26 protein-coding genes, 1 tRNA gene and 2 pseudogenes are annotated in these 26,512 nt (G+C 41.8%); 20 read left to right on the top strand and 9 right to left on the bottom strand.

What is annotated here, in order from left to right; all coding sequences use genetic code 11:
• Nucleotides 1–37 precede the first annotated feature (37 nt).
• Nucleotides 38–463, bottom strand: coding sequence for a type II toxin-antitoxin system tRNA(fMet)-specific endonuclease VapC (gene vapC / locus CU053_RS02745; RefSeq protein WP_199244188.1), 426 nt, complete (start codon nucleotides 461–463; stop codon nucleotides 38–40).
• Nucleotides 460–687 carry an antitoxin gene (locus CU053_RS02740; protein WP_100551117.1) on the bottom strand — a complete coding sequence of 76 codons (228 nt, stop codon included), beginning with the start codon at nucleotides 685–687 and terminating at the stop codon, nucleotides 460–462. Before CU053_RS02740 ends, vapC begins: the two co-directional genes overlap by 4 nt.
• A 158-nt stretch (nucleotides 688–845) precedes the next feature.
• Here CU053_RS02740 and thrA point away from each other — a divergent pair.
• From thrA to thrC, 4 genes and pseudogenes are all read left to right on the top strand, one after another.
• Nucleotides 846–2,936 (top strand): annotated as a pseudogene (gene thrA / locus CU053_RS02735) (bifunctional aspartate kinase/homoserine dehydrogenase I).
• 357 nt (nucleotides 2,937–3,293) lie between these two features.
• Nucleotides 3,294–3,578: pseudogene (locus tag CU053_RS06640) on the top strand (hypothetical protein).
• Nucleotides 3,579–3,613: 35 nt separating this feature from the next.
• Nucleotides 3,614–4,600: a homoserine kinase gene (locus CU053_RS02725; protein ID WP_100551114.1), complete on the top strand. Its 987-nt coding sequence runs from the start codon at nucleotides 3,614–3,616 to the stop codon at nucleotides 4,598–4,600.
• Complete coding sequence (thrC, locus tag CU053_RS02720) at nucleotides 4,597–5,892, top strand: threonine synthase (RefSeq protein ID WP_100551113.1); 1,296 nt, start codon at nucleotides 4,597–4,599, stop codon at nucleotides 5,890–5,892. Before CU053_RS02725 ends, thrC begins: the two co-directional genes overlap by 4 nt.
• A 20-nt stretch (nucleotides 5,893–5,912) precedes the next feature.
• On the opposite strand, the gene typA is transcribed toward thrC, so the two are convergent.
• A complete protein-coding gene (gene typA, locus CU053_RS02715; protein WP_100551112.1) occupies nucleotides 5,913–7,730 on the bottom strand; it encodes a translational GTPase TypA in 1,818 nt (605 codons plus the stop codon).
• 158 nt (nucleotides 7,731–7,888) lie between these two features.
• Entirely contained in the window at nucleotides 7,889–8,281 is a 393-nt protein-coding gene (gloA, locus tag CU053_RS02710) for a lactoylglutathione lyase (RefSeq protein ID WP_100551111.1), read from the bottom strand.
• Nucleotides 8,282–8,499: 218 nt separating this feature from the next.
• Between gloA and CU053_RS02705 the strand changes: the two genes are divergently transcribed.
• The 3 genes from CU053_RS02705 (at nucleotide 8,500) to CU053_RS02695 (ending at nucleotide 10,497) form a co-directional block, all read left to right on the top strand.
• Nucleotides 8,500–9,165 (top strand): BON domain-containing protein, encoded by a 666-nt coding sequence (locus tag CU053_RS02705; protein ID WP_100551110.1) that lies wholly within the window; start codon nucleotides 8,500–8,502, stop codon nucleotides 9,163–9,165.
• Nucleotides 9,162–10,217, top strand: a complete 1,056-nt coding sequence (locus tag CU053_RS02700; protein ID WP_100551109.1) for a bifunctional nicotinamide-nucleotide adenylyltransferase/Nudix hydroxylase — start codon at nucleotides 9,162–9,164, stop codon at nucleotides 10,215–10,217. The genes CU053_RS02705 and CU053_RS02700 overlap by 4 nt, the downstream gene beginning before the upstream one ends.
• Nucleotides 10,218–10,323: 106 nt before the next feature.
• A complete protein-coding gene (locus CU053_RS02695) occupies nucleotides 10,324–10,497 on the top strand; it encodes a hypothetical protein (RefSeq protein WP_158106953.1) in 174 nt (57 codons plus the stop codon).
• Between the two features lie 36 nt (nucleotides 10,498–10,533).
• Here the strand turns inward: CU053_RS02695 and CU053_RS02690 are convergent, their stop codons facing one another.
• The gene (locus CU053_RS02690; protein WP_100551134.1) at nucleotides 10,534–11,595 is read right to left on the bottom strand and encodes a radical SAM/SPASM domain-containing protein; all 1,062 of its coding nucleotides are present in this window, start codon (nucleotides 11,593–11,595) and stop codon (nucleotides 10,534–10,536) included.
• Nucleotides 11,596–11,859: 264 nt separating this feature from the next.
• Between CU053_RS02690 and grpE the strand changes: the two genes are divergently transcribed.
• The 8 genes from grpE to CU053_RS02650 all read left to right on the top strand — a co-directional run bounded on the left by grpE (nucleotide 11,860) and on the right by CU053_RS02650 (nucleotide 20,235).
• Nucleotides 11,860–12,456 carry a nucleotide exchange factor GrpE gene (gene grpE, locus CU053_RS02685; protein ID WP_100551108.1) on the top strand — a complete coding sequence of 199 codons (597 nt, stop codon included), beginning with the start codon at nucleotides 11,860–11,862 and terminating at the stop codon, nucleotides 12,454–12,456.
• 184 nt (nucleotides 12,457–12,640) lie between these two features.
• The gene (gene dnaK, locus CU053_RS02680) at nucleotides 12,641–14,581 is read left to right on the top strand and encodes a molecular chaperone DnaK (RefSeq protein WP_100551107.1); all 1,941 of its coding nucleotides are present in this window, start codon (nucleotides 12,641–12,643) and stop codon (nucleotides 14,579–14,581) included.
• Between the two features lie 76 nt (nucleotides 14,582–14,657).
• Entirely contained in the window at nucleotides 14,658–15,809 is a 1,152-nt protein-coding gene (gene dnaJ / locus CU053_RS02675) for a molecular chaperone DnaJ (protein WP_456061812.1), read from the top strand.
• Nucleotides 15,810–15,818: 9 nt separating this feature from the next.
• The gene (gene ampD / locus CU053_RS02670) at nucleotides 15,819–16,370 is read left to right on the top strand and encodes a 1,6-anhydro-N-acetylmuramyl-L-alanine amidase AmpD (protein ID WP_100551106.1); all 552 of its coding nucleotides are present in this window, start codon (nucleotides 15,819–15,821) and stop codon (nucleotides 16,368–16,370) included.
• A gap of 94 nt (nucleotides 16,371–16,464) precedes the next feature.
• On the top strand, nucleotides 16,465–17,112 hold the full coding sequence (locus CU053_RS02665) for a DUF47 domain-containing protein (protein ID WP_100551105.1): 648 nt from the start codon (nucleotides 16,465–16,467) through the stop codon (nucleotides 17,110–17,112).
• Entirely contained in the window at nucleotides 17,112–18,131 is a 1,020-nt protein-coding gene (locus CU053_RS02660; protein ID WP_199244190.1) for an inorganic phosphate transporter, read from the top strand. The genes CU053_RS02665 and CU053_RS02660 overlap by 1 nt, the downstream gene beginning before the upstream one ends.
• 8 nt (nucleotides 18,132–18,139) lie before the next feature.
• Entirely contained in the window at nucleotides 18,140–19,495 is a 1,356-nt protein-coding gene (locus CU053_RS02655; RefSeq protein ID WP_100551103.1) for an MFS transporter, read from the top strand.
• A 125-nt stretch (nucleotides 19,496–19,620) separates the two neighbouring features.
• Nucleotides 19,621–20,235: a hypothetical protein gene (locus tag CU053_RS02650; RefSeq protein ID WP_100551102.1), complete on the top strand. Its 615-nt coding sequence runs from the start codon at nucleotides 19,621–19,623 to the stop codon at nucleotides 20,233–20,235.
• Here CU053_RS02650 and CU053_RS02645 read toward each other — a convergent pair.
• Complete coding sequence (locus CU053_RS02645) at nucleotides 20,232–21,422, bottom strand: MFS transporter (RefSeq protein WP_100551101.1); 1,191 nt, start codon at nucleotides 21,420–21,422, stop codon at nucleotides 20,232–20,234. The genes CU053_RS02650 and CU053_RS02645 overlap by 4 nt on opposite strands.
• A 160-nt stretch (nucleotides 21,423–21,582) precedes the next feature.
• Here CU053_RS02645 and CU053_RS02640 point away from each other — a divergent pair, with 160 nt between their 5' ends.
• The 5 genes from CU053_RS02640 to truA all read left to right on the top strand — a co-directional run bounded on the left by CU053_RS02640 (nucleotide 21,583) and on the right by truA (nucleotide 24,999).
• Nucleotides 21,583–22,359, top strand: a complete 777-nt coding sequence (locus tag CU053_RS02640; protein ID WP_100551100.1) for a type III pantothenate kinase — start codon at nucleotides 21,583–21,585, stop codon at nucleotides 22,357–22,359.
• 24 nt (nucleotides 22,360–22,383) lie between these two features.
• Nucleotides 22,384–22,965, top strand: a complete 582-nt coding sequence (folE, locus tag CU053_RS02635; protein WP_199244187.1) for a GTP cyclohydrolase I FolE — start codon at nucleotides 22,384–22,386, stop codon at nucleotides 22,963–22,965.
• A 77-nt stretch (nucleotides 22,966–23,042) separates the two neighbouring features.
• Nucleotides 23,043–23,630, top strand: coding sequence for a DUF4823 domain-containing protein (locus CU053_RS02630; RefSeq protein ID WP_100551099.1), 588 nt, complete (start codon nucleotides 23,043–23,045; stop codon nucleotides 23,628–23,630).
• Complete coding sequence (locus CU053_RS02625) at nucleotides 23,617–24,159, top strand: M15 family metallopeptidase (RefSeq protein ID WP_100551098.1); 543 nt, start codon at nucleotides 23,617–23,619, stop codon at nucleotides 24,157–24,159. The genes CU053_RS02630 and CU053_RS02625 overlap by 14 nt, the downstream gene beginning before the upstream one ends.
• 30 nt (nucleotides 24,160–24,189) lie before the next feature.
• Complete coding sequence (gene truA / locus CU053_RS02620; protein ID WP_100551097.1) at nucleotides 24,190–24,999, top strand: tRNA pseudouridine(38-40) synthase TruA; 810 nt, start codon at nucleotides 24,190–24,192, stop codon at nucleotides 24,997–24,999.
• Between the two features lie 40 nt (nucleotides 25,000–25,039).
• On the opposite strand, the gene CU053_RS02615 is transcribed toward truA, so the two are convergent.
• The 3 genes from CU053_RS02615 to deoD all read right to left on the bottom strand — a co-directional run bounded on the left by CU053_RS02615 (nucleotide 25,040) and on the right by deoD (nucleotide 26,379).
• Nucleotides 25,040–25,115: transfer RNA gene (locus tag CU053_RS02615), tRNA-Thr, on the bottom strand.
• 244 nt (nucleotides 25,116–25,359) lie between these two features.
• Nucleotides 25,360–25,593: a hypothetical protein gene (locus CU053_RS02610; RefSeq protein ID WP_100551096.1), complete on the bottom strand. Its 234-nt coding sequence runs from the start codon at nucleotides 25,591–25,593 to the stop codon at nucleotides 25,360–25,362.
• A 75-nt stretch (nucleotides 25,594–25,668) separates the two neighbouring features.
• A complete protein-coding gene (deoD, locus tag CU053_RS02605) occupies nucleotides 25,669–26,379 on the bottom strand; it encodes a purine-nucleoside phosphorylase (RefSeq protein WP_100551095.1) in 711 nt (236 codons plus the stop codon).
• Between the last annotated feature and the right edge of the window lie 133 nt (nucleotides 26,380–26,512).

Raw genomic sequence — 26,512 nt, 5'->3', positions numbered from 1 at the left:
GTGTCCACTGGTGAGAATGAAAGTTGCCCCAAAGTCGCTAAATTCTCGAGCGGGTTGTGGTTTTGGTCCAATCAATAACCGTTAGTCCTTCAACTCTGCTAAATTCCTTAAGGTTATTTGTGATAAGTGGTACATCCATGCTCTTTGCATGTGCGGCTATCAATAGGTCATTAGCCCCAATGAGCTGACCTTGGTATTCAAGTGAGGATCGTATGATGCCATATTCGTTGGCAGCGTTTTTATCAAAGCTCAGGATTGATAGTGGAGCAACAAAACCTGCAAGGGCTGCAATATTCTTATCTATTTTTTTGCTTTTGTAGGCGCCATAGGCTAGTTCAGAGTAGACGATAGAAGATATGGCAATTTCGTTGAATCTATATTCTTTTAGCCTTTCAAGCACCATTGGAGGGCGTTCATTGATAATAAAAATACAAATGTTTGTATCAAGCATTGATTTAATCACTTAAATTCTTCTCGAGTTTGTGGAGGAAAATCACTTTTTCCCTCAATCATGAAATCTTCAAATTCACTTAAGCACTGAAATGCCTCATCCCAGGATTGAGGGAGTTCTCTGATAACTAATGCACTACCTACTTTAGTGATGTCGACCTTGTTAGTGTGAATCTGTAAAGCCTTTGGTATTCGCACTGCTTGACTATTCCCATTTTTAAAAACTGTTGCAATCATTGTTGTCACTCCATCATTACGTACACACGCATGAGTATATACTCCAAACTGAGTATGTACAATAAAAGGGATACATATTTTTAAACTTTTATAATGAGTTTTGCCAGGAAATATTTATATAATGAGGCTTTACGGCAAGTTTCTAGGGTGAGCAGTAAATGGGATATGTGGTGCATAAATTTGGTGGAAGTAGCCTTGCAGATGCAATAAAAATTCAACGTGTCATGAATATTATTGGTGCCACACCGCAGTCCGTTGTTGTCTCTGCCAGTGGTAAAACCACAAGTTTCTTGAAAAAAGCAATCGAGTTATCTTTGGAGGGTAAAGATAGCAGTAAGTTGCTTGTGCAAATGAGTGAACATCATTTGGGGCTGATAAAAGCGCTGTGCTCTGAAAATAATACACTGGTAGATTTATTTAGCGAAGACATAACTCATCTTCAACAAATGTTTATGACGATTTCCATCAGTCGGATTTGTGGTGAGGCGCTTGAATATTTTATCTTGGGTTTTGGGGAGCTTTGGTCGGCACAAATCCTCACAGCTGCCCTGAAAGAGAGTGGTTTAGAGACAGAATTCATTGATGCCTCAGAAGTTTTGTTTATTGACGATAACCAGAAACCTATCGTGGTTGATTGGCAAAAAAGCCAGCAGGCGATTGATGCACGAATGACTAAAAAGGATCAGATCATTTATATTATTACGGGATTTATTGCGCAAAATCAGGAAGGTGTGCGTAGCATCTTAGGCATGAATTGCAGTGATTACTCTTCGGCTATTTTTGCGAAGTTGCTGCATGCCAGTAAGTTGGTGATCTGGACTGATGTTGCTGGGGTTTATAGTGCGAACCCTGAAGTGGTTAAAGGTGCCAGGCAATTAAAGTATTTATCTTATAAGGAGGCGCTGGAGCTGGCGTACTTTGGTGCCTCAGTTGTGCACCCATTGACCATAAATCCCATGATGGAAATGGGGATTCCCATTGAAATCAAGAGTAGCTATGAACCTCAAAAACCAGGTACAGAAATTATCAAACAATTAGATCAAAGCAATCTTGCGCAATACTTAATAAAAGGGCTAACCAGTATTTCCAATGTGGCTTTAATGCGCGTTCAAGGGGCGGGGATTATTGGAGTTTCTGGGATTGCAGCTAAGGTATTCTCAGTACTTGAGCAAAATGAGGTTTCGGTCATGATGATTTCCCAATCAAGCTCGGAGTATTCCATTTGCTTTGCCATAGAATCTAAATTCGCGAAAAAATCGACAAGAGCCTTAGAGCGTCACTTCAAAGCAGAAATAGAGCGAGGCGACATTGAGCATATCTATTGTGAAACAGGTTATGCCATGGTCACTGCAGTAGGTGATGGATTAAGAGCACAGCCAGGAGCATTGGCGCGCGTGATTAAGCCGTTAGCCGATGCCAAGATCAATATTCATGCGATCACGCAGGGCTCTTCTGAGCGCAGCATTACCGTGACGGTCAAACAAGAAGATGAAGAGTTAGCATTAAACTTAATTCATCAGCAGGCAAAAAATCCACCCACACAGAATATGGCGGTTGCCATCATCGGTGTAGGTGGCATTGGCGTGAGTCTTATCAAGCAGTTGCAAGCTCAGCAGGAAGCACTTGCGCAAAAAAGTATAAATCTTGACCTGGTTTCGGTAATGAATTCCAGCAAGTTGCTTTGCGCTGAGAATCTGTTATTGCAAGAAAATGTCCTAGAAGCACTAAAGGCTAGCGAGAAGACCGCAGATGTTGAGGCACTCATCAAACACTTACAATCCATTTCGTGTGCGCATAAGGTGGTTGTTGATGCCACCGCAAGTGCAGATATTGCCAAAAATTATGTCAAATTCTTAAGTCAAGGAATCAGTGTGGTGACACCAAATAAATATGCCAATACGCAGTCGATGGCGTATTACCACCAATTAAGAGCAACGGCACAAGCCTATAATGTGAGTTTCAGGTATGAAACTAATGTCTGTGCTGGGTTACCCTTGATTAGCACGATTGATATGATGCAAAAAACAGGGGATCAGATCACTAAGATCCAAGGGGTATTCTCAGGCACATTGAGTTTTATTTTTAACGAGGTTAATCGTGGAAAAAGTTTCGTTGAAAGTTTAATGCTGGCTTATCAAAAGGGTTATACGGAGCCCGATCCACGTGAGGATTTATCTGGCTTGGATGTGGCGCGCAAAGTGGTGTGCCTTGCGCGTGAAATTGGTCTTAGKYWTRRTTKAGCACTATAAAACTGTCGGTTCCACATTAGAAGCTCGGCTCAAAGTTATTACTAATACAAAAAGTGTTACARTARAASAAMWRWAAARWWAWCAGGGTGCCTCGGGCCTCATGATAGATTTTGTATATCCATACACAAAATCGAATCGGCTATCCTCGGCGGTATAAATTTTGCCCGGGCCGCCCGCCTCAACGGTGCTTGTCCTCACAAATTCGCTACGCTCATTCCGAACAGACAACACGTTTCCGATTCTACTCTACGCCTTGGGTAAAAGCTTTTTCACAGACTTCGCTCTGGCGCCTTCGGCACGTCGCTTGCTGATCAACAGCGCAAGGCTACCCGGGTCTACTCGCCCTCGCGTTCCGCTATCCATGGCTCGCAGCGAWTGWRGMTRWRSYAASRVYRRYCKAWYRSMYRMMAMKYAASWSMWGRTAYTRWKMTYSGYAAKRTATCAAGTWAWGRCAGGGCAAGTGTTGTGGTGATGGCGCTGGAAAAAAACAGCCCTTTTGTAAGCTTAAGTGGGGCTGATAATATGGTACTTATTCACTCTCAGCGTTATTGCCACTCACCCATGGTGATACGAGGGGCTGGAGCTGGTGTAGATGTAACTGCTGCGCGGGTGTTTGGGGATATTTTGTCTGTTGCTTACTAAGCAGTAATTATGTATAAAAATACAGGATTTAATAAATGGATGAAATATTACGGCAAATAGCAATAAGTCCGAGTGTAACAAAGGTCTCAAGCTTTGCCCCTGCCACGAGTGCCAATTTTGCAGTAGGCTTCGATCTAATGGGTTTTGCAATCTCAGGAGTAGGAGACAAGGTTCACTTGTCGAAGCGCGACGATAATCAGTTGGTCATTCAAGATATTATTGGAGTGCTGGGCAAAAATGATTTGAGTGTTGATATTGATAAAAACGTTTGTAGTGCCGTTATTAAGAAATTCTTAATAGACTATAAGCTTAAGCTTGGTCTGGATATTGTGATTGAAAAAGGTATTCCCTTAGGCTCTGGTATTGGGGGCTCTGCAGCATCCTCCGTAGCAGCCATTTTAGCCGTAAACGCCTTTTTGACTCAACCTTTGCCAAAAAAACAATTGATCGAGTATGCAATTTATGGGGAGAGCTTAATCTCAGGTGGGGTCTATCATGGTGATAATGCTGTGCCATCCATGTTTGGCGGACTGGTTTTGCTGCAAAGCTCAAAGCCCTGTGAATTTATTGAGCTGCCCAGTTTGAATCTGTGTGCCGCAATTGCTGTGCCAAACTTAAAGATCGAAACCAAAGAAGCCAGAAAACTGATCGATGTGCCTTTTAGTATCAAGGAGGTTGTCGCACAAACCGCAAAAACTGCAGCAGTGGTGAGTGCCTTATACGAAAATGATCTGGATCGATTTAAAAAGTATTTTATCGATGTACTGATTGAGCCAAAACGTAAGATGATGATTACAGGGTTTGATAAGGTCAAACAAAGTGCCTATCGTTTAGGGGCACTAGGGTTTGGTATTTCAGGTTCGGGTCCTGCTGTTTTTGCTTTGGGTGACAGTCTTTTCCGTGCTCAAATAATTGCCGATGAACTGGTGCGGGTTTTTGCTCAAGAAGGCTTGAGCGCACAAAGCTATGTCAGCGATCTTAAGGCAAAGGGCGGTGAAGTTATCTTAAAGGAGAAAGTATGAAATTTAAGAGTACGCGGGGGAAATCAGAAGAAGTTTCACTAACTTACGCCTTACAACATGGCTTAGCTAAGGATGGTGGGTTGTACGTGCCAGCAAAATTTCCTTTATTTCCCTGGCGGAGTTTGGATAAAAATATGGGCTACGCCGATTTTGCAACACAATTATTGGAGCCCTTTTTTAGGGGGGGCGAGCTTGAGGATAAACTTCATGCCATTTGTTATGAGAGTTTTAGTTTTGATTTGCCAATAGTTGATTTGGATCAACGAAGTTCGTTGCTTGAGCTTTTTCATGGTCCAACCCTGTCGTTTAAGGATTTTGGCGCAAGATTTCTTGCCAATGCCTTAAGCCACATCAAAACGGATAATAAGCTTACGATTATGGTGGCAACTTCAGGGGATACAGGTTCAGCCGTTGCCGCCGCATTTCACAGCAAATCAAATATCAATGTGATGGTGTTATTCCCAAAGGGAAAAATCTCTTTACGCCAACAACAGCAAATTACCTGCTGGCAAGATAATGTCTGTGCGGTTGCAGTCGATGGAACATTCGATGATTGTCAAGTGCTAGTCAAGGCGGCGTTTGCCGATAAATGGTGGCAAGAGCATACGCATTTGAACACTTCAAATAGCATTAACATTGGCAGACTCTTACCGCAAACCACCTATTATGCCTATGTATCATGGCAATATTTTTTAAACCAGTGCAAAAAAGCTAATTTTATTGTTCCATCAGGCAATATTGGTAATGTATGCGCATGCTTTTGGGCGAAGGAAATGGGGCTGCCGATTGGAGAAATCATCATAAGCCAGAATGAAAATAACGTTATCGGGCAGTTTTTACAGAGCGCTCAGCTGCCACATAAGCCCAGTGTTGAGACGTTAGCAAACGCGATGGATGTGGGAAACCCCAGTAATTTTGAACGTCTTTATTTTCTACTTGGCAGCACTCAGCGGTTTAAGGCAGAAGTCACCGCTTTTAAAGCCTCGGATGAGGCGATTAGAAGAACGATATTGAAGGTAAAACAAGATCATGATCTTTTGATCTGTCCGCATACAGCAACGGCGGTTTACGCTCGTGAGTTTTTGCCTTCTGATCAACATTATATTATCGTTGCGACGGCGCATCCTGCGAAGTTTGAACAAGTGATAGAACCTATAGTTGGAGAAAAAATTCCCGTGCCACAAAGTTTGCAAACACTATTAAATCAGCAGCAATCAAACGTGGGAATAGCCCCAACTGTTGGGGCGATAACAGAGTTATATCAAGCGTATTTTAACCTGAGTTCGACGTAAAAACCTCGTCGCTTTTACCCTTATTCTTTTGTTCTTGAATAACGTTTGCGATCAGATTCAGTTAGGAATCTTTTGCGTAGACGAATTGATTTTGGGGTAATCTCCACCAATTCATCGTCTTCAATAAATTCAAGCGCATACTCCAAGGTAATTTTAATCGGGGTGGTGAGAATAATGCTCTCATCCTTGCCAGAAGCGCGCATGTTGGTGAGTTGTTTCCCCTTGCATGGATTAACGGTGAGATCATTATCACGGGCATTAATACCAATGATCATGCCTTCATAGACTTCAACGCCATGACCGATAAACATTTTGCCACGTTCTTGCAGGTTGAACAGAGCAAAAGCCACGGCTTTTCCCGCACAGTTTGAGATGAGTGTGCCGCTTAAGCGAGATTCGATGATAGCTTTTTTCACTGGACCATAATGATCAAAAATCTTGTTGATAATGCCTGTTCCTGAAGTAATCGTTAAAAATTCTGTATAAAAACCGATTAAGCCGCGAGAAGGAATAATAAACTCAAGACGCACACGCCCTTTACCGTCGGGTTCCATATTTCTAAGTTCAGCTTGACGCAATCCCATTTTCTCCATCACGGCACCTTGATATTGCTCATCAACATCAATAATGGCCTGTTCATAGGGTTCGCACATTTCACCATCCATTTCTTTGAAGATGACATGAGGGCGTGAAACAGCGATTTCAAAACCTTCACGACGCATGTTTTCAAGCAAAATTGACAAGTGTAACTCACCTCGACCAGAGACTTTAAATTTATCGGGATCATCAAGCTGTTCAACACGCAGTGCCACGTTGTGAAGAAGCTCTTTCTCCAAACGATCTTTAATCTGGCGCGAGGTGACAAACTTTCCCTCACGTCCAGCAAATGGAGAGTTATTTACTTGAAAAGTCATTGAAATCGTCGGCTCATCTACGGCTAAAGGAGGTAATGCCTCGACACAATCCAAGGCGCAGAGTGTGTCAGAAATATTAAGCCCTTCAATTCCTGTAACACAAACGATGTCACCTGCTGAGGCTTCTGGAACTTCAGTGCGTTCCAGTCCCATATGCCCCAAAATCTGTAACACACGTCCTTGTCTTGTATTACCATTTTTACCGATGATACTGACGGGCGTATTCGTCTTTATTTTTCCACGTTTAATGCGACCAATTCCAATCGTGCCTACGAAGCTTGAGTAGTCCAAAGAGGAAATCTGCATTTGAAAAGAACCCGCCTGATTGACTTCAGGAGCAGGAACATGATCAACAATGGCTTGAAATAACGCATTCATATTGTCAGTGATCTTATTCTCATTCAAGGTTGCATAGCCGTTTAAGGCAGAAGTATAAACCACAGGAAAATCAAGCTGCTCATCGGTGGCGCCTAAGCGATCAAACAAGTCAAAAACCTGATCCATTACCCAGGCAGGGCGCGCTCCATGGCGATCGATTTTATTGATCACAACAATCGGTTTTAAGCCACGTGCGAACGCTTTTTCGGTCACAAAGCGCGTTTGTGGCATTGGTCCATCGACTGCATCAACGAGAAGTAGAACTGAGTCAACCATCGACATCACACGTTCAACCTCACCACCAAAGTCGGCGTGTCCTGGGGTGTCAACGATATTGATCCGATAATCATTCCATCTGATAGCCGTATTTTTGGCGAGAATGGTGATGCCGCGCTCTTTTTCTAAATCATTGGAATCCATGACACGCTCAACATCTGAACCCGTGGTTTTCAAGGTCCCTGATTGCTGTAAGAGCTTGTCAACCAGGGTTGTTTTGCCATGGTCAACGTGCGCAATAATGGCAATATTACGTAATTTTTCGATCATAAAAGTTATTCATTAAGGATTGTCTTAAATTGATTGGTGATTGTACGATGCGCTTAGAAATACGCAATCTTTTTTTGTTATATTCTAAGGGGCGCATTCCAAATTTGTGGACGGAAATATGAGCATTGCCCAAATGAGGTTGTACTGAAGATCGAGCGCTAGCGTACCTTCTTGCCAATCAGCTCAATTTGATAGCCATTGGGATCTTTAACAAAAGCGATAATGCTCGTGCCACCTTTCACGGGACCAGCCTCACGTGTTACCACGCCGCCTTGTTGCTTGATCGCGTCACAGCTTTGGTAGACATCATCCACTTCAATGCACAGATGCCCAAAGGCTTTCCCATGATCATAGCTATGCGTATCCCAGTTATAGGTGAGCTCAACTGCTGTTATTTGATTGATATCATTACCATAGCCCATGAAGGCTAATGTATAGCGATAGGCTTCGTTGTCCGTTTGTTTAAATAAAGTCATGCCAAAGATATCGCGATAAAATGCAATCGATTCTTCCAGATTATTCACGCGAATCATCATGTGAGCTAAACGCATACAGGTTTCCTTTTGTGAGTTTTACCGCAAAGGATATTAATGAAACAAGCCCATCATGGCAAGTTTGATTATAAGTTTGATTATTATGTCTTAAGCGCGGAGACGCCTGATATGATTTTGCGTAAAGAGATTAGGAAACTGCAATAAATTCAATTACAAGTTTCCTTCTGGTTGTTAAGATTGTCCATGGGTGTGCAACCAAAGTGTGACAAATACCAATGAAAACTACGATAAAAGTAAAAAAAGTAACACTAGCGGGTATGAAGATTTTATGGATAATGACTGCATTTGCAGGTTCATTAAGTGCTTGTGCACCCGTGGTAATAGCAGGGGCTGGAGCAGCTGTAGTGGGTGCCAATGTCGCTGGCAGCAGTGTTGATAGCAAAACCAATGTTTCTGACAAAAGTATCCAGTTTAAAGCCATTTCATTGTTAAATGATTATCCCGAGCTTAAAGGTAATTCAAATGTTGAGCCTGTCGTATTTAATAATATCATGTTACTGTTAGGACAGGTGCCAACAGAGACACTAAGAACTGAACTGGTCGACAGGATGTCCAAAATACCAGGTGTGAAAGTGGTTTATAATCAGCTAACGATTGGAAACCCTGTGAATATTGGAAACTACCTTGCAGATAGCTGGACCACCTCAAAAATTGTATCGGCACTGGTTTCAAGCGGAGTCAGCAGTTTAAAATTTAAAGTGGTTACCGAAAGCGGTGTTGTATACCTTTTGGGTGTAGTGACCAAAGCAGAGGGAGATAAAGCGTCAAGTATTGCGGCAAATGTTTCAGGTGTTAAAAAAGTGATTGAAGTGTACGACTATGTTTCTCAAGTGCAGCCTGTAGCCAATATAGAGCAAGCAGCAATAGGGAAGGAAGGATGAGTCAGTGCAAATATGACTACGGCGTTTTTATTGGTCGATTTCAGCCTTTTCATGTGGGGCATTTGCACAATATACAAGAGGCGTTAAAGTGTGTAGATCGGCTCATTATTATCGTGGGATCAGCATTTAGAGCCCCAAGCATAAAAAATCCTTTTTCGTTTGAGGAAAGGCGAGACATGATTTTATCTGACTTACAGACTTCAGGGATTGAGTTTTCTCGGATTATCGTCGAACCTGTAAGTGACTGGTTTTATGATGAAAATGGCTGGAGGAAGGAAGCTGAAATGCGTGTATATCATCATGCTGGTGTGGAGAATAAAATCGCGATTATTGGGCATGAAAAAGATGCAAGCAGCTATTATCTAAAATGTTTTCCCGCTTGGCAGCATATTGATGTGGCTAATTTCAATGGGTTTAACGCAACAGATTTTAGAGTCAGGTTTTTTGGACAGCATCAATTAGATACCACGTATCTGGTTAATAATCCCCATGTAAATGGTGGTTGTCAAACCTTAAAAAGATTCATGCAGACAGAAACCTATCAGGATTTGTGTCAAGAGTTTGAGTATATTACGCAGTATAAAAGAGCTTGGCAGGATGCTCCTTTTAAGCCGATGTTTGTGACAACCGATGCGATGGTGCTATGTAATAAGCATTTATTACTTGTTCAGCGCAAATACCCCCCTGGGAAAAATCTATGGGCATTGCCAGGTGGTTTTTTAGACCAGGATGAGCGGATTGTTGATGGAATTTTGCGTGAGTTGAACGAAGAAACTCATCTTGATGTTTCTGAGGTCAGTCTTGTTAGAAGCTTTATAAATCAAGAAGTGTTTGACTATCCTGAGCGTTCTCTGCGTGGCAGGGTGATCACGCATTTGGGATTGTTTGTGCTAAACCTAACGTCACTGCCAAAAATTCAGGCAGACGATGATGCCAAGGCAGTAAAATGGGTAAAACTGGAAGAGGTGCTTGAGAAAATGTCTCACCTTCTTATGGATGATCACTATCAAATCATTAAGTTTATGTCGATAAAGTATCGGCTGATCGATTAAACACAAGGAAAATGTCTGAAACTTAAAGTGAATGCTGTTAATTTTTATAGTCTTGCCTAGGCTTAGACATGAGTTAAGTGTGTTTTAAACCTAAAGGAGTAAGATTATGAAAGAGCTAATATCAGTCGCGATGATGGCAATTTTTTTGAGTGGTAATGTTGCTTGGGCAGAAGGAACGGACTTCGTGGCGAACTCGACCATGGCTAAAAAATTACAAGTCAAAAACCACAAGTCTGCCTCGGTAGAGGAAAATGCTCAGGTATATCTTCAATCAAGATGAGTCTTTACTCCCAATTTACGTCAAGCGCGTGTGTGTTTATCCGTGTAAGCGCTTAGGCATGTAATTACATAGGGGCTCTTCTGCCATATAATCACCTTTCATGAAATGCGCTCTAGCCCTGCATCCGCCGCAGATTTTAATATACTCGCAATGACCACACTTCCCTTTATACTGCTTAAAGTCACGTAAGTTTTTAAAAATTGTCGAATTTTGCCATATGTCTTGTAATGACGACTTAAAAATATTGCCCGCATTCAAAGGCAGATAACTGCAAGGATGTACGTTTCCTTCAACATCGATGGTTAAAATGGATTGACCTGCAATACAACCCTTGGAACCGCCACTTGAGAATGAGAGTGCGCGCGATTTGGTGTTAAGTCCCGAAGTCTTATTTTTCTCAAAACGCACGCGGTAATAGTGTGGAGCGCAGGTGGGGCGCACCAGCATATCGTGTTCATTGCTTTCCATATCATAATGCCAATCCAGTGCTGCATCATATTTTTCGTCATGTAACAACTTATTCATGAGGTTCTGACCCCGACCTGTGGGTACGACCATAAACATGTACCACGCATTGGCTTGCAGTTGTTTGGCTAACTGATACGTAGATTTGATCTCGTGATGATTCTGTTGAGTGAAGGAAGAATTGATGATAAATGGAATCTCATGTTTTTTAAAAAGTTTTGCAGCTGTAATAGTGGCGTCAAATGCACCCTTTTGTTGTCTGAAAGTATCATGCGTTTCTGCCAGGCTGCCATCTAAGCTAAGTGACACAATTTTAATTCCAGCGTTTTTAATTTTAATGCAGATATTGTCATCAACCAAGGTGCCGTTGGTTGCCAGTGCCATGCGGAGTCCTTTTTGGGCGCCATAGTGCGCGAGCTCAAACACATCATGGCGTAGTAGCGGTTCACCTCCTGATAATACAAGACAGGGCTTTGAAACTGCAGCGATTTTATCAATGACTGCAAAACCTTCTTCCGTGCCAAAATCAACATCCCTAAATTGTCCAGTGCAGGCACTGGAGCGGCAATGCACACAGCTTAGATTACATTCTCTTGTTGTCTCCCATGCAATCCATTTTGGCTCAAATATCATCTTGTGTCCCATTCTGGAAATAGCTCGCCATCTTAGTAGCAAGTTGAACTTCTTTCATTGAGTTAAATCAAGTTTCATTTGGCTTTGGTAAATAATTTGTACGCTGATACCAGCGTTGAGTAACCTCATGTTGACATCACCTCTTGGCAAACGGGGTGAGCGAAAAATTATTAAAGTCTTTCATAAATAATCACTTGAAAAGCACAAAAGCGCCCACAACTGATACGCCGTTACAAAAACATATATAGAAAACAAGGTACACCAATGTCAAAAAAATATGAAAAACACGAAAAGCAGCACGAAGAAGATTTTGAGTTGGCACAAGAAGATCTCTCTACCGAGCTTGAGTCTCCATCAGGTCAAACAAGTGATGAAATCATAAAGCTTCATCAAGAAAATGAAGCTTTAAAAACAACCATTGCTAACATGAAGGATACGGTGGCAACAGCTGATGATAAGGTTTTGCGTGCCCATGCTGAGATGGAGAATATCAGAAGGCGTGCGCAAAAAGATGTGGAGAGCGCGCATAAATTTGCGTTGGAGAGATTTGCCAATGCGCTTTTACCTGTGTTAGACAGCATGGAAAAAGCAGTGGAAGTTTCGACCGAGTCAGAAGAAGCAAAAGTCATGGCAGAAGGCGTGGCATTAACGATGAGAATGTTGGTGGATACGTTGGATCGCTTTGGGGTTACGCAAATTGATCCTTCTGGTGAAGTATTTGATCCGAACAAGCACGAAGCGATGGCAATGTCGCCCAATCCAGATATGCACAACAATGTGGTGATGAGTGTTTTTCAAAAAGGATATGAGTTGAATGGTCGTGTTATTCGACCCGCGCGCGTGTTAGTAGTAAAAAACTAGAATTTCAGCTGATTTTCCATCTGTTTTCATTTAAATGTGGAGCGTGTTGGATGTGTATTTGGGGGTAAAAATCGTCAAGTGCAATGCTGGAAATTTACAAGGTACAAAACTTAAGACAAGAAAAACTTGAAAAATAAAAATGCGTCGACATATTTCGAGGCGTTGAAATTAAGAGGAGATCATAATGGGTAAAATAATTGGTATAGATTTAGGGACAACAAATTCTTGTGTTGCAGTAATGGATGGTAAAAATGCGCGCGTTATTGAAAACGCAGAAGGTGCGCGCACAACTCCTTCAATCGTGGCGTACACAGAAGGGGGAGAAATTCTGGTTGGGCAGGCAGCAAAGCGTCAGGCCGTTACCAATCCACATAATACATTATTTGCAGTCAAACGCCTGATTGGACGCAAGTTTGATGAGAAAGTCGTGCAAACAGATATCGTTAAAAAAGTACCCTACAAAGTAGTTAGGGCGGACAATGGTGATGCGTGGGTTGAGGTGCTGAAAGATAAAAAAATGGCGCCTCCACAGGTATCGGCAGAAGTGTTGCGCAAAATGAAAAAAACGGCAGAAGACTTTTTGGGTGAAACGATTACTGAGGCAGTCATTACCGTTCCTGCTTACTTTAATGATGCTCAGCGTCAGGCAACCAAAGACGCTGGACGCATTGCAGGTCTTGATGTTAAGCGTATTATCAACGAGCCAACGGCAGCTGCTCTTGCCTATGGTATGGATAAGCAGAAAGCCGATCAGACGATTGCGGTTTATGACTTAGGTGGTGGTACGTTTGATGTGTCCATTATTGAGATTGCCAACGTGGATGGTGACAGCCAAATCGAAGTATTAGCAACCAATGGTGATACTTTCCTTGGAGGTGAAGATTTTGACGTGGCGTTAATGAACTACTTGATTGGTGAGTTCAAAAAAGAAAGTGGTATTGATCTGCACAACGACACACTGGCACTCCAGCGCCTGCGTGAAGCGGCTGAGAAGGCAAAAATTGAACTGTCTTCAGCACAACAGACTGATGTGAACTTGCCCTATATCACTGCGGATAACACGGGACCCAAACACCTTAACATCAAAGTAACGCGTGCAAAGTTTGAGGCTCTTGTGGAAGACTTGATCAAGCGCTCCATTGAGCCCTGTAAAAAAGCATTGCAGGATGCGGGGTTAAAAATTTCTCAGATTACCGATGTGTTATTGGTCGGCGGTCAAACGCGTATGCCTAGAGTGCAAGAAGAGGTGAAAAGCTTCTTTGGTAAAGAACCACGTCGCGATGTGAATCCTGATGAGGCGGTTGCGGTTGGTGCTGCTATTCAGGGTGGTGTATTAGCAGGTGATGTCAAAGATGTCCTGTTATTGGATGTGACTCCTCTTTCATTAGGAATTGAGACAATGGGTGGGGTAATGACCAAACTTATTGAGCGTAATACGACTATTCCAACGAAAAAATCTCAGATTTTTTCAACAGCAGAAGACAATCAGCCAGCGGTAACCATTCATGTATTGCAAGGTGAGCGTGACATGGCTTCGGCAAATAAGTCTCTAGGTCGATTTGATTTGTCAGATATTCCGCCAGCTTCGCGTGGTATGCCGCAGATTGAGGTGACTTTTGATATTGATGCCAATGGTATTTTAAACGTATCCGCTAAAGATAAAGCGACTGGTAAAGAGCAAAATATTGTGATCAAAGCATCCAGTGGTTTGTCTGAAAATGATATTAATAACATGGTTAAAGATGCTGAGGCGAATGCAGAATCTGATAAGAAATTTCATGAGTTAGTGAATGTGCGCAACGCGGGAGATAATCTATTGCATAGTGCACGCAAGTCACTCAAAGACTTAGAAAGCAAGGTCACTGAAGCTGAAAAATCAAAAGTGGAATCTGCCTGCAATGACTTGGAGGCTGCCTTAAAAACAGATCGTAAAGAAGATATCGAAGCCAAAACAAAAGCGCTTGAAGAAGCGTTTGCGCCAATTGCTCAAAAGGCATATGAAAAAGCGCAGGATAAAGGCGATGCGAAGGATGGTGCCGCTCATCAGGATTCAAAGCAACAAAAAGGCAATGACAATGTTGTCGACGCTGAGTTTGAAGAAGTAAAAGATGATGATAAAAAATAACCGATTGAAATGATTAGACGATAAGTAGCCTTGAAAAAGCTATGATCAGCTTTTATTTGACTAAACAAAGGGACGTATGCAATACGCCCCTACGCAAAATAATGGTAGCAATATGCCAAGAGATTATTACGAAATATTAGGGGTGTCGAAGAGTGCCACGGAACAGGAGTTAAAGCGTTCTTATCGAAAACTTGCGATGAAATATCATCCTGATAGGAATCCAGAGGATAAAGATGCAGAGGCCAAGTTCAAAGAAGCATCAGAAGCTTATGAAGTCTTAAGTGACCCGCAAAAACGCGCAGCATATGATCAGTTTGGTCACGCGGGGGTTAATCAAGGCGGGCATGGTGGCTTTAGTGGGACCCATGGCTTTGGTGATATTTTTGGTGATATTTTTGGTGATATTTTTGGAGGAGGGCAGAGATCTGGGCATTCATCGCGTGCTCACAATAGAAGAGGTAATGACCTTCAATATAATCTTGAGATCACGCTTGAGGAAGCCGTGCATGGCACAACGAAGAAAATCAAAGTGCCAACTTATGTTGCATGCGACAGCTGTCATGGCTCAGGTGGTTCAGGCAGGCAAACCTGTAACACCTGTCATGGAGCGGGTGCCGTGCGTATGTCGCAAGGATTTTTTTCAGTACAGCAGACTTGCCCAAGCTGTCATGGCGCAGGTGCTACGATTAAAGATCCTTGTCGTACTTGTCATGGTCAAGGCAGAAGACAAGAGATTAAGTCTTTGTCAGTGAAGATTCCAGCAGGTGTTGATAATGGAGATAGAATCAGGCTGTCCGCCGAAGGCGAAGCAGGAGAACATGGGGCGCCAGCAGGGGATCTGTATGTACAAATACGAGTGAAGGAGCATGCTATTTTTGAACGCAATGGTTCTGATTTGTATTGTGAAGTACCTATTAGTTTTATGGCGGCATGTTTAGGAGGGGAACTTGATGTCCCAACGATTGATGGAAAGGTTAAACTTAAAATTCCCGCTGAAACACAAACTGGTAAAATGTTCAGGCTAAGAGGGAAGGGAGTTAAGTCTTTAAGAGGCAATAGCATGGGAGATTTGATGTGTAAAGTTACCATTGAAACTCCTGTGAATCTAAACAGCAAGCAGCGCGAGTTACTGGAGGCTTTTGGTAATTCAATAGGAGAACACCACACGCATTCACCAAGATCTAAATCGTGGTTTGATAATGTAAAGGAGTTTTTTGCAGGAAGCTGATGAAAGAGGATGAATAAGTTGCAGCTAAATAGTGATGGTTGGCTAAGTGGTGTTCAGTCGATGCCATCACCTAATTATAATGAACGTCCACAAAACACTGAGGTGAATTTGCTGGTCATTCATTGTATTTCCTTAGCTGAAGGGGAGTACGATAATACCCATGTGGAAGAGCTGTTTTTAAATAAACTTGATATAACGCTTGATAAGCGTTTTGTGGGGTTAGAAAATCTGACCGTGTCCAGCCATTTTTATATTAAAAGAGCAGGTGACATTATCCAGTTTGTTTCCACAGAAAAGCGTGCCTGGCATGCGGGTATAAGCTGTTACAAAGGGCGAGAAAACTGTAATGATTTTTCGATTGGGATTGAGCTTCAAGGCACGGATAAAACGCACTTCAAGGATGCGCAATATCAAAGCCTGTCTCGACTGACCGACGCAATCAGGCGGAAATATCCAGATATTGAAAATAATATAACAGGACATTCAGAGATTGCTCCTCAAAGGAAAACGGACCCTGGTGTGGGGTTCGACTGGCAGCGATTTTTAGCAAGTGTAAAGTGAGTGTTTTCTTCCTTAAAAATTAAAGTTTAAGGTTGTGTTTTGCCTTAATCCAATTATCATGGCGATACCTTGAAGGTTTATAGAAAATCCGCGTATGTTGCGAAAAATTATTAAATCACTTATCCCAAGCCGAGGAGACATTTTTTTTGATCTGTTTGTTGAGGCTGCTGAAAATGTTCACCTATCGGCGTCGTTTCTTGTGGATATCGTTAATGAGGAAAATGCCTGTCAGGCGTCAGAGCTTATGCTTAAGCTTCGTCAACAGCGCCAAAATGCCGTAGAGATCAATAAAAGGATTATTATTGAACTCAATGAGCAGTTCATCACTCCTATTGATCGCGGTGATATTTTTCATCTTTCAGGGATTATGTTAAAGCTTACCAAGCGCATTATCAAAATTAATAAAAAAATGCAGATTTATGCCATTGACAGCAAAGTTGATGATTGTTTGATTCGCAGTGTTGTAACACTGCAGGAAATGACCAAATCGCTGTGCGAGCTGTTAATTGCTTTTAAAAACAAAGATGGTCAAAAACTTAAACTTGCTTCACAGCGTGCAACTGAGCTCGATGAAAACGTGGTTGAAGACTTAGGTGATGCCATTGATCTGATTAAAAAAGCAGACTATGACACCCTGACCACGATTAAACTTAAGGAAGTATTTAAAGCGGTTGAATCAGCAGTTGAGACAAGTGCCACACTGTGTGATTCGGTCATGCGCATTTATGTTAAGGAAATCTAATTACAATGGCAGTTCTTATTAGTATTATCCTTATCGCCTTATTTTTTGAATTTATCAATGGTTTTCACGATGTTGCCAATGTCGTGGCAACCCCAATTGCCTCAAGATCACTCTCACCTTATCAGGCAATTATTCTTGCAGCAGTTTTTAATTTTGTGGGTGCTTTTATCGGTACGGCTGTTGCGACAACGATTAGTAAGGGCTTAGTTGATGCCAATGTTATTACCCATTTAGTGTTAATTGCTGGCTTATTTGCAGCAATTACCTGGAACTTGCTTACATGGTATTTTGGCATCCCATCAAGCTCTTCGCATGCACTGATTGGTTCGCTTGTAGGCGCTGCGGTTGCTGCAAGTAACTTTGGAACCGTCCATTATGGAGTTCTGGTTTGGAAAATTATTATTCCGATGATACTATCCCCCATCATGGCATTTTTTGTGGCACTTATTCTGGTGGTTATCGTGTTTAGAGTTTTAAGTAAAAGAAAAACACCGCGCAAATCAAATGCGCAGATTCGTGAGCTTCAGGTTATCTCAAGCAGCTTATTGGCGCTTAGTCATGGTTCAAATGATGCCCAAAAGACCATGTCGATTATAACCCTTGCTTTGTTTAGTTTTGGAATGGTATCCACAGTAACATATATCCCAACCTGGGTGATTGCGCTGTGTGCGCTTACCATGGCACTAGGGACGCTAACAGGAGGTATGCGGATTATTAAAACTTTAACGACTCGTGTCGCCAAAATTGGACCTGCGAACGGATTTGCTGCTGAGATGAGCTCAGGGTTACTTATCCTTGGTGCTTCTCATTTGGGACTGCCTGTGAGTACTACGCAGGCAGCCTCTGGCTCCATTATGGGGGCAGGATACCCAGAAAGTGGTGGGGTCAATTGGCGAGTAGTACGAACCATGGCAACCGCATGGTTATTAACTCTGCCTTGTTGCATGCTCATGAGTTTTATTATCTACAAATTATTATTTATACTGTTTGGCGATTTAGGGTTAGCTATCAACGTCTAGGTTTACGCATGTTATTACAATCAGAAAGAAAATCGACGCTAAGCATCGCCGCCATATATGCGTTTAGGATGCTTGGACTGTTCATTATTTTGCCCATTTTTAGTCTTTATGCGGATAAAATTATCGATGCAACCCCAACTCTTGTTGGAATGGCCTTGGGAGTTTATGGGCTAACGCAAGCATTGCTACAGATTGTTCTTGGTGTCTTGTCGGATAAGTATGGTCGCAAATCAGTCATTGTATTTGGCTTGGTTATTTTTATCATCGGCAGTATCATCGCAGCCATGTCGCACACAATTTATGGCATTATTATTGGACGCGCGCTGCAAGGAGCAGGAGCAATAGGCAGTACGCTAACGGCGCTTATTGCTGATACTACTAAGGAAGAGAATCGTATGAAAGCGATGTCTGTTATCGGCATGACCATTGGATTATCATTTATTGGGGCGATGGTTTTAAGCCCCGTTTTAAACGCTTTAGTGGGTTTATCAGGAATATTTTGGCTAACAGCTGTTTTAGGTTTAATCGGTATCGTTATTCTGGTTTATGGTGTGCCCACACCAACCAAAATTATTTTTCATCGCGGCAGTGAAACAACACCCAGGCAAATAAAAAGTGTGCTGTGTAAGCCTGAGCTCCTGCGTTTAAACTACGGCATTTTTAGTTTACATGCAATGCTTACGGCTTTGTTTATCGTTGTTCCCCTCATTTTAATTGATTATATCGGCATTGAGAGTGCTGAGCAGTGGATGGTTTATTTGCCAGTATTGCTTATTTCCTTCTTACTGATGGTGCCGTTTATTATCCTTGCTGAAACTAAAAATTTAATGAAGCCAATTTTTGTCGGTGCCATTGTTGTAGTAACCACAATGCAGTTTTTGTTATTTGAGTTTGATCAGCATATCATCGTCATGAGTATTTTGCTCATTTTCTATTTTGCAAGTTTCACCTTCTTAGAAGCGGCATTACCTTCACTTATCTCAAAAATATCACCGATCGCCAGTAAGGGGACTGCTATGGGTATTTACTCAAGTGCGCAGTTTTTAGGTATTTTTTTTGGTGGGGCATTGGGAGGCATGATATTGCATCAGTTTGGTGTCAAAGGGGTATTTGTTTTTAATGGTGTCTTAGGTGTCATCTGGGTGGCAATCGCTGCAACGATGCAACAGCCAAAGCAGTTAAGCACCAGGCTGTATGGTTTGGATAAGCTTGGTGCGTGCACAGACGCGAAAGCACTGCAACAAAAGCTCCTGACTATCCCAGGCGTTGAAGAAGCAATGGTTTGCCTGGATGAATGTGTGGCGTATCTTAAGGTGGATAAGAAGCATTTTGATGAGGAAAAGCTAAAGGCATACCTGCTATAAACTTTATCAAAAGTGCTGAATTCCTTAAGTTTATGTTAAGTTTATTCTTTTAGTTTGGTTGTGTTTTTAGCCGCTACTGATCTTGTGATCAGTTATTTTTAATCAACATAACGTGAGGAATCAATATGAAGAAACTACTCTTAGCTTTAGGTTTGGCAGCAGCTTCAACCAGTGCTTTTGCCGCCACATATCAGGTTTATAATCAACCTGATGCAAATTCACAAGTCGTCTCACAACTGACTGACCAAAACCAGAATCAATATATTCAGTTTTATCAACAAGGTGGCTGGATTAAGGTAGCCGATACTGCCACAGGACAAGTTGGTTGGGTTAATACCGCACAAATTAAGCAATCTCAAGCTCAGGAAAAATATCAGCAGGCAGTCAACGCATTGGCTCTCCAGCAGCAGCAATTAGATGCACAGCGTCAAGCGTTTGAACAAAAATATCAGCAAACTGCACAGCGTATTCAGTCCGAGATGCAGCAACTGCAACAACAAATGAATGCCGTAGCAGCACAGCCTGCTGCTCAAGTATCCACGCCTACCACCCAAAAACCAGTTAATGCTACTGATGCCAATACTGTACAGCGCTCGTTTAATGCTGTAAGCATTCAAACCAATAAGGATGGTAAAACAGCTATGGTAACAAAAGAATGGCTAGGCAAGGATGGTAAAATGCACAAAGAAACTCAGCAAGTTCCCGTGAATGAACTGCAAAAGATGTTGATGAATTTCTAGAATATTTTAATAATTCTCGTGCGTTGACTCATGATAATGCTAACCAGGGCGCATACGGCAAGAGTGGATAGGATAATCGACAGTGGCAGCTGACTTCTTAAGGGAATAAATGCGGCAAGCGCTGTTAATAGACCTGCTCCTAAGTTTTGTGCTCCCCCTAAAACTGAGCCCGCAGTTCCTGCGATCATTGGAAACTCCTCCAGTGCTTTGGTAGTAGCTGTTGGAAAGATAATCCCGCAACCCAGAAAATAAACCGAGCCTGGCAGAATAATGCCAGGGCTTGTGACGCCAATAACATAATAGGATAAGCTCATGGCTAAACCACTGACTAGTAGCGTAAAGCACCCAATAAGAAGTAGACGATCCAGACTATAAAAACGCGCAAGACGTGCGGATAAAAAACTTCCCAACATATAAAAAGGTAAGGGAATGATAAACAAGATGCTTGCAATGGCTGGAGAAAGCGCAAGTACCGAGGTAAAAAGTGCACCAGAGCTTACTTCAAAAACGGCGACTCCTCCATTAGCAACGATCAGTAAAATCAAATTGATTATAAAATTACTGTTACCTAATACGGCTTTATATTTGGCAAGTAAGTTACCCTTGGCTGATTTTTGCTTGTTGGTTTCAGGGAGAAATAGCCACTGAATAGTCAGTAAAGCAATACCATAAAGGCTCAGGAAAACAAAAATAGCGCGCCAGCTGTGTAAATCGGTGAAAATACCGCCCAAAAGTGGGGCAATCAGCGGGGCAAAGATAAGGGCAATCGACATGATACTATTGGCACTATGCAGTTTCATTCCTGAATATAAATCACGCATTACCGTCCTTACCATGACCCCTGCCACCGCTATTCCGCTTCCTTGCAAAAAACTTGCGCACAAAAGCGTGGCAAAGTGTGTGGCAAAAATTGCTAAGCCTGATCCTAGCGTAAAAAAAGCTATCCCAATCAGAATCAGGGGTTTACGCCCGAAACGGTCAGAGTAGGGTCCATAAACAAACTGTAAAAGTCCATAAGGAAATAGATAACACGCAATGGCCGCCTGCATTCGACCGACACTAACAGAAAATTCATGTGCCATCTGGGTTAGGGCAGGTACGTAAATGGTGTTGGTCATCTGTCCTGCTGCGGTTAATAGGATGATTAGCAGTAAAATGTGGTAAAAATGACGATCGAAAGTAGCCATATTATTATTCGTAAAAACAGTGCGATAAATTTATCGCCATCATAGCCGAAAACAAAAAAAATAATAGTGCTGTAGTGAGTAAAAATGGGGGATATTCACTGTAAAATGGCGAGTAATACATATATACTGCGAAGCCAAATTAAGGAGATTTTATTTGGATATGTTACTTACCTTAGATGTTGGCAACTCGCACATTCATGCGGGAGTTTTTAACCAAAACGAGCTTATCTTGCAGTTTCGTTATACGACGGCTTCAGCACATGGAAGCTCAGACCAGATTGGTATTTTTTTGCGCCAGGCTTTAAGTGAAAATGATATTGACCCCAAAGCCATTACTGGGGTGGCGATTGCCTCCGTGGTTCCAGCGATTAATTACTCATTGCGCTCAGCGATATTGAAATATTTTCAAACTGAGCCATTTTTCTTACAGCCAGGGGTTAAAACAGGCTTGAAAATGCAGGTGGCTACACCTAAAGAAGTGGGTGCTGATCGCATAGCAGGGTGCATAGCGGCGGTTGAACTTTTCCCCAATAAAGATGTGCTGGTGATTGATTTGGGTACGGCAACCGTGTTTGATGTGGTACGCAAAGATAAGGCGTATCTTAGTGGCGCCATTTTGCCTGGCGTGAAAATTTCTTTAGAAGCATTAAGTAATAATGCGGCGCAACTATCTTCAGTAAGCATTGTTAAACCAAGCATTGCCATAGGCAAGGATACCGATACCAATTTACAATCGGGTATTTACTATGGACATTTGGGTGCCTTAAAAGAACTTAAGTCAGTGATCATTGCAGAGCTTAACGTCAAAGCCGAGGAAGTGATAACGATTGCAACAGGGGGATTTTCTCAGCTATTTAATGAAAAGGGGCTCTTTGATGTCATTGTGCCAGAGCTAGTGTTGCAGGGGATTAAAATTGCTTTCGATAAAAACCGTTAATGTAAAAAAAGTTTAAAAAGAAAAATGATGACCAAAAAACCAACGAAACAGCAGGCAGAAGCCGCGATTAAAACGCTATTGGAATATATTGGTGAAGACCCAATGCGTGAAGGTCTGCTTGAAACCCCTAAGCGTGTCATAAAATCTTATGACGAGTTTTTTAAAGGTTATCACGAGAATCCTGAGGAAATTTTGGCAAAGACCTTTGAAGATGTCGAGGGATATGATGAGATTGTATTACTCAAAAACCTGCGTTTAGAGTCTTATTGTGAGCATCACATGGTGCCTATTGTTGGTAAGGCGCACATTGCCTATTTACCCGATGGAAAAGTCGTGGGCATTAGTAAGATTGCGCGCGTGTTAGATGTTTATGCAAAGCGCCTGCAAACACAAGAGCGCTTGACAATGCAGATTGCTTTGGCGATCGAACAGGCGCTAACACCCAAAGGAGTTGCCGTTATTATTGATTCCATGCACCAATGTATGACAACAAGAGGGGTGCATAAATCAGAAACTTCAACGGTCACAAGCTGCATGCGTGGTATTTTTCGTAAAGATGAGAAGAGTCGCAGCGAGCTTATGTCGCTTATTTCTGGTTTGGACTGACAAAAAAGGGTGTGAAGGCTTGGTGGGAAAAATATAAACGGTATAATATTTGCAATATTAGTTCTGCTACTCACCAGATGAAGAAATTTTTTTTGACATTTTGTTTTGCGCTTATTGGCTGCACAAGCACCCATGAGATTGTGACCAACTCCATGCAAAAAACGCTGGCAGCACAGGATGATGCCATTCGTTACAGTGATGTTTTGGTCAAGCTGCCTTTGCATGCCACGGCCTACATGGCTTACCCTAATAACGGTTACGATGAGCTCCACAGTTACCCAGATAGTGCCCCAAAAACCATGACTGTTTTAAGTAATATTTTTAAGCCTTATTTTAAAAAGCTAGGTGTTGCAAAAAGCTTTAATTCAGCACAGTTTGAGTATTTAGCAGCACGTGATAAACACTATGAATATTTCATTTTGCCACGTCTTCTCCAATGGACTGATAGCTATACGTTTTTTACTGGTGTGGCAAATAAAGTTGTAATTGATATCAAAATTTACGACTTAAGAACCAACCAGTTAATCGATGAAATTCATATCCAAAGTGAAAGTTCAAAAATACCTGGATTTGAGAAAACGCCACCAGACTTATTAAAGGAACCTTTAACGACGGTGGCAGGTCATTTATTCATGCAAACGGAGAACAAAGATGTCCCTGAATAATCAAAAACTTCATGATGCTTATGCTATTTTGCCTTTTCAATTTAAAGAAAATCAACAGCTGTCATTATTTGCTGAATGTGAGGGGTCGCAACTGATCTATGGGGGTAAAGACGTTTTTCAGCGAGATTATTATATGCAGCAAAACGCCTATCAAGCATGGCAAAAAATGTATCAAACAGCGTTGCAAGAGGGCGTCACTTTGCAGGTTGTTTCTGCCTATCGCGGTTATTTATATCAAGCCAATCTTATTCTCAATAAACTAAATAAGGGTGTTGCACTTGAGGATATTTTAAGAGTGCTGGCATTACCTGGGTTTAGTGAGCACCACACAGGGCGTGCATTAGATTTAAGCTCAACTGAAATAAAGGATGTGTTAGTCGAAGATTTTGAAGAAACAAAAGCCTTTGCCTGGCTCATAGAAAATGCTCATAAATTTCAGTTTTACTTAAGTTATCCCAGGAATAACAAAGCTGGATTTATCTACGAGCCATGGCATTGGTGTTATAAGCTGTCAGAAGCCATGCTATGATCTGTAGCTTTTAGTTGCTGTGGCAATACTATGTTTAAACATTATGCTCTTGTGCTTGAATACCTGGGAACCAATTACTGTGGCTGGCAACGCCAAAATCACAGTACAACTGTGCAGGAAAATCTGGAAAAAGCCTTATCGATTATTGCCAATGAACCGATTACTGTAGTTTGTGCAGGGAGAACCGATACGGGAGTTCATGCCACAGCACAGGTTGTGCATTTTGCTACAAAGGCATTGCGAGATACAAAAGCCTGGGTGTTTGGCGTAAATGCCCATTTGCCTAAAGACATTAAAGTATCAGCAGTTTTTAAAGTCACTGCAAATTTTAGTGCGCGTTTTACCGCACTTTATCGGCGCTATCAATATGTCATCTATCAAAATAAAACCAGTAGCGCAATTTGGCATGATCGGACAGTGTGGATAAATCAAGCACTGGATATAGATAACATGAATGTAGCCAGCAGGGATCTGTTAGGCGAACAGGATTTTAGTGCCTTTCGTTCGTCACAATGCCAGTCATTCAGTGCCATGCGCAATGTTCATCACGCGTATTTTAAGCAATACGGCAAGTTCATCATCTTTGATATTCAGGGGAATGCTTTTTTGCATCACATGGTCAGAAATATTGTGGGATCACTGCTTGAGATTGGGCTTCACAAAAAGCCAGTCAACTGGATGTGCGAGCTGGTTAAGGCAAGAGATAGGGCGCAGGCAGGTATTACAGTGCCAGCACATGGGTTATATCTTGTTGAAGTTGGTTATCCTGATGGGTTTAATATCAAAGCATTTCAAGCTGTTCCTTTTATTGACACAAATCTCTGTAACACTGCATTTTAAAGGGAAAAACTTTCATAAGATATGGTTTGATACGGAAAGATGGTGCCGACAAGCAGAATCGAACTGCTGACCTATTGATTACGAATCAATTGCTCTACCAACTGAGCTATGTCGGCTTAGTTTTATTTGTTTTTTCATCATTCCTTGCCGCATATAGTACGAGTCTTAAGTCCGTTTTTCAACTCTGTTTAACGTGAGTTCGACGTAAGAAACATTGAATGACATGCTCAAAGCAAGTATTTTTAAGCAGTTCAAGGCTTTTGCACTTAAAAAGCACAGGACTAGCTGCGCTAATTCGAGCATTTTTAAGTGCATACTAACGCAGAAATGCTTGAAAAGACGACGCTTTGACAAGGTTTTTTATGTCGAACTCACGTTGTTTAGGACAATTCCAACAACAACAAAAATTGCACCGATAATTAAGCTTGCGCAGCCTAGCATACCTGTGATAACTGACTCACTAAGATCATACAGGCTATGCTCAGGTGGGAACCAGCTAAACGCACCCACAATCAGTACAATGCTTAGTACAATCAAAATAATACCAATTACAAGACAGCCAATAGTTGAACCAGATTGTTTACATTCCATCATTATTCTCCCTGTGTAGTACGACTAACCTGCACCCCAAAGAATAGATATCATTTTAAAATTTGCGAGCAACAATAATTAAACACTTGCTAAAGCAATTTTAATCATATTAGTAAATGAATTTTGCCGCTCCTGGCTTGTGGTCACTTCTTTTGTTACCAGAGAATCCGAGACGGTTAATAAACATGCCGCTTTTTTGCCATAGGCTTTGGCATTAGCAAATATTGCTGCTGTTTCCATCTCAACTGCTTTACAGCCATGCCGATCACGAATGTTCAAATAGTCATCAAAGTTCTTACGGTAAAACACATCCGTGCAATGCACTTTTGCTTTACTGACTGGTAAATCGAGTTTCTTTGCGATCATAGCAATGTGTTCAGTCAGGGATAAATCTGGTTTTATCGTTCGTGTTTTCTCACCTGTTACAATTTCAATATAATCAGACTCACAATAAGACTCCGTCACCAGAAGGACATCATAAACTTTAACCTCAGGAACATAAGCACCACAAGAGCCAATGCGAATAATATTATCCACGTCATAGTGGTTAAACAGCTCAGCGGTATAAATGCCTGCACTTGGCATCCCCATGCCATGTGCCATAATGGTTAGCTTTTTACCTTTATAAGTCCCTGTATAGCCCAACATATTGCGTACACTATTCACCAGTCTGGCATTCTTGAGATAAGTCTCAGCAATGAGTTTGGCACGAAGTGGATCGCCGGGCATAATTACTGTTTTGGCAAATTCATCTTTGTCAGAGGCTTCAATATGAGGGGTAGGAATCATCGTTTGTCCTTATGATTTTAGTCGATCAAATTTTAGGTTCGCCAGTGTACTGTATTTGCAGGAACTTCAACAATTTATTTACCCTAAAAGCTGGCAATTTTAAGTGTTGACAACAGTTATACTTTAATGGCAC

Origin of the sequence: Caedibacter taeniospiralis, from assembly GCF_002803295.2 — a bacterium.
GTDB classification, from domain to species: Bacteria; Pseudomonadota; Gammaproteobacteria; order Francisellales; family Francisellaceae; genus Caedibacter; species Caedibacter taeniospiralis.
This window is presented reverse-complemented; position numbering and strand designations above follow the sequence as displayed.